This window comes from Tahibacter caeni, from assembly GCF_024609805.1.
GTDB lineage: Bacteria > Pseudomonadota > Gammaproteobacteria > Xanthomonadales > Rhodanobacteraceae > Tahibacter > Tahibacter caeni.
Map to the genome: position 1 here is coordinate 1 of NZ_JANFVR010000454.1, position 3,072 is coordinate 3,072.

Consider the following 3,072-nt stretch of genomic DNA (forward strand, 5'->3'; position numbering starts at 1 on the left):
GCAGCAGCCGGCCGAGCCCGTCGCTGCTGCCGGCCGCCCGGGTGTTGACGATGCCCGCGCCGCGCAGCGGCGGCGTCAGCACCGCCGGGATTCCGGTCGTCGGCGCGGCGGCCGCCTTGCCGCTGACATCGCCGCGTGGCACCGTGCGCGCCCTGTTCGTCCTGCCTGCCGTTGTTTCCATGACCGATACCCTGATCCGTGCGCTGGAGCGCGAAATCCTCGACGACATTCCGCTGGCCCGGGCCATGCAGCTGCGGATCGCCGCCCATGCGCCGGACCGGCTGGCCATGAGCGCGCCGCTGGCGCCCAACATCAACGACAAAGGCTGCGCTTTCGGCGGCAGTTTGGCCAGCCTGCTGACCCTGTCCTGCTGGGCCCTGGTCGTGCTGCGCCTGCGCGCCGCCGGCGAGGACTGCGACGTCTACGTGCAGGATTCGCAGCTGCGCTACCTCGCGCCGGTCTGGGGCGAGCTGCGCGCCGAGTCGCAGCTGGCCAACGGCGAGAACTGGGACGATTTCTTCGCGATGCTCGGCGCGCGCGGCAAGGGCCGCCTGCGCGTGGTCGCGACGGTCGCCGACGAAGCGGGCAAGCCGGCGACGACCCTGGACGCGCGTTTCGTCGCGCTGCGCCGGGAGGCCAAGTCGAGCGCGGCCTGAACGGCTGCGCGGGCCGCCGGGCTGATTCCGTCATGTGCTTGCGGCACAATCGGCCCCATTCGCGCCGACGGAGACTTGCGATGGGTCGCTGGCTGTTGCTGCCGCTGTTGCTGCTGTGCCTGGTCGTTGCGCCGGCCGAGGCGCGCAGCAAGAAGGACAAGGCCATGGACCAGGTGCTCATGGACTACGCGGCCACCCTGCGCTGGGGCGGCTTCGAGCAGGGCCTTTCCTTCATCGATCCGGAAGTGCGCCAGAGCAAACCCCTCACGACTGTCGAGCTGAACCGTTACCGGCAGGTTCGCGTCAGCTACTACCACCAGCAGTCGCCCGTCGCGGTCAGCAAGACCGAAATCCAGGTGCTCGCCGAGATCGGCATCATCAACAATCACAACCAGAGCGAGCGCAGCGTCATCGACCGGCAGACCTGGCGCTGGGACGAGAAAGCCAAGCGCTGGTGGCTCGTGAGCGGCCTGCCGGCGATCACGGCGCCGAATTGAGGCGTTTTCAGGCTCTTTCCCCGCGTTTTCGCCGCGCGGCCGGCCGTCGCCCTTTGCGTCGCGGTCCCGCTCGCCGATAATCGCGCCCCCTCACGCGCTCCGGCTCCGGCCCCATGTCCGAATTCCTGCACCGCCTGCCCGAGTTCATCGGCAACCACCCCATTCTGTCGATGGCCTTCTTCGGCGTCCTGATCGCCGTGATCGCGAGCGAAGCCGGCCGCTGGTTCCGCGGCTACAAGGAAGTGACGCCGGCCGAGCTGACCCGCCTGATCAACGGCGAGAACGCGCTGGTCGTCGACGTCTCGCCGCCGGCCGACTTCGAGAAGGGCCACGTGCCGACGGCGAAGAACGTTGCGATGGCCCAGTTCGATCCGGAGCACAAGGATCTGAACAAGGTGAAGGACAAGCCCGTCGTCGTGATCTGCCGCAGCGGCCAGACCTCGGCCGGTGCGGCCACCCGCCTCGTCAAGGCCGGCTTCCAGCGCGTCTACACGCTCGGCGGCGGCACGGCCGCCTGGACCGGCGCCGACCTCCCGCTGGCCAAAGGCAAGAAATGAACTGATCGCCGGCGACGCTCCCTGAGCTGCGGCCCGCGCCGCAGTTCGCCAGGCCGGCGCCGTCCGCGACGCCGCCGTTTCGCTTCCGGCGGAGCCGTCGCGTGATCAGCCGACTCGTCAGACTGCATCGGGGCCGCCTCGCCGCGGCCTATTCGGTGGCCATGGCCGGCAGCCTCGCCGGCCAGCTCTATCCGATCGCCACGGCGCTCGCGATCAACGGCGTGCTGGAGCGCCGCTATGCCGCGATCGGCTGGCTCGTCGCCTGCCACTTCAGCGCGCTGCTGCTCGAAGTCGGCGCCAAGATGTTCGACACGCGCGTGTTCACGCGCCTCTACGCCGACCTCGCCGGCCGCTTCGTGCGCCGCACCCACGAGGACGGCGTCGATCCGTCGGTCATCGCGGCGCGCAGCGCGCTGTCGCGCGAATACGTGACGTTCCTCGAACGCGACGTGCCGACCGTGCTGTTCGCGCTGATCGGCCTGACCGTCTCGCTGAGCGCGCTGTTCTGGCTCGACCCGGCGATCGGCGCGGCCTGCCTCGCGCTCGTTCCGCCGTTGCTCGCGGTCAACCGCTGGCTCGCGCGGCGCTCGCTGCTCCTGAACCGCGGTCTCAACGACCGGCTCGAACGCGAGATCGACGTGCTGCGTCGCGGCCGCGACGTGTCCGTGCGCCGCCATTTCCGGGCCTTGAGCGGCTGGCGCATCCGCCTGTCCGACGCCGAAGCGAAAGCCTTCGGCGCGATGGAGCTCAGCGTGATCCTGCTGTTCGTCGTCGCGCTGGTCCGCCTGGCCCAGGGCGACGCGACACGTGCCGGCGACGTCTACGCGATCTTCGCCTATCTCTGGAAATTCGTGATGGCGCTGGACCAGGTGCCGCAGCTCGTGCAGCAGGTCGCGAAGTTGCGGGATCTGGATCGGCGAATGGCTTAGCGCGGCTGGCTGCGCCGGCGAAAACCTCGTGTCATCGCAATATCCGTCGTCGCGATGCGTTCGCCGAGGGTCGCCGGCCGGCAGCGCCGGCGATGCGGCGTAGCGCGGACCACGAGGCGATCCGCGTACGCCGCGCCGGCAGCGCTCAGGCCCTGGCCGCGTACCCCGCGCACCAGCCCTTCGCGCTGACCGACTTGCCCGGAAACAGCTGGCAAGGGCCGCTGGCGCCGGCGCCCTGGAAGAACTTGCAGTTCGCGCAGTTCTGCTGCGCCGTGTGCTGCGGGTACTTGGCCGCGTCGACCTGGGCCGCGTCGGCCTTGTAGCCCAGCGCCTGCGCGGTCGGATCGGTCTCGGGCAGCGACGGCAGGTCGGCGGCGGCCGGCAGCGCGACGGCGGCGGCGGCGCTCGCCGCCAGCAGGGTCAGAAAGCGCCG

The 3,072-nt window shown here is 70.4% G+C and carries 5 protein-coding genes; 4 read left to right on the forward strand and 1 reads right to left on the reverse strand.

Annotation, left to right across the window (positions count from 1 at the left end; genetic code table 11):
- Positions 1 to 179 precede the first annotated feature (179 nt).
- The 4 genes from NON22_RS22455 to NON22_RS22470 all read left to right on the forward strand — a co-directional run bounded on the left by NON22_RS22455 (position 180) and on the right by NON22_RS22470 (position 2,639).
- Positions 180 to 656, forward strand: a complete 477-nt coding sequence (locus tag NON22_RS22455) for a thioesterase domain-containing protein (RefSeq protein WP_257389221.1) — start codon at positions 180 to 182, stop codon at positions 654 to 656.
- Positions 657 to 736: 80 nt separating this feature from the next.
- Positions 737 to 1,153: a hypothetical protein gene (locus NON22_RS22460; RefSeq protein WP_257389222.1), complete on the forward strand. Its 417-nt coding sequence runs from the start codon at positions 737 to 739 to the stop codon at positions 1,151 to 1,153.
- Between the two features lie 113 nt (positions 1,154 to 1,266).
- Positions 1,267 to 1,710: a rhodanese-like domain-containing protein gene (locus tag NON22_RS22465; protein ID WP_257389223.1), complete on the forward strand. Its 444-nt coding sequence runs from the start codon at positions 1,267 to 1,269 to the stop codon at positions 1,708 to 1,710.
- Between the two features lie 101 nt (positions 1,711 to 1,811).
- Positions 1,812 to 2,639: an ABC transporter six-transmembrane domain-containing protein gene (locus NON22_RS22470; RefSeq protein WP_257389224.1), complete on the forward strand. Its 828-nt coding sequence runs from the start codon at positions 1,812 to 1,814 to the stop codon at positions 2,637 to 2,639.
- Positions 2,640 to 2,784: 145 nt separating this feature from the next.
- On the opposite strand, the gene NON22_RS22475 is transcribed toward NON22_RS22470, so the two are convergent.
- Positions 2,785 to 3,072 (reverse strand): high-potential iron-sulfur protein (locus NON22_RS22475; RefSeq protein ID WP_257389225.1); only part of this gene is annotated, 288 nt, incomplete at its 5' end.

Bases quoted from the DNA above. Each gene is read 5' to 3' on its own strand.
- NON22_RS22455 (WP_257389221.1), top strand. From the start codon at position 180: ATGACCGATACCCTGATCCGTGCGCTGGAGCGCGAAATCCTCGACGAC.
- NON22_RS22460 (WP_257389222.1), top strand. From the start codon at position 737: ATGGGTCGCTGGCTGTTGCTGCCGCTGTTGCTGCTGTGCCTGGTCGTT.
- NON22_RS22465 (WP_257389223.1), top strand. From the start codon at position 1,267: ATGTCCGAATTCCTGCACCGCCTGCCCGAGTTCATCGGCAACCACCCC.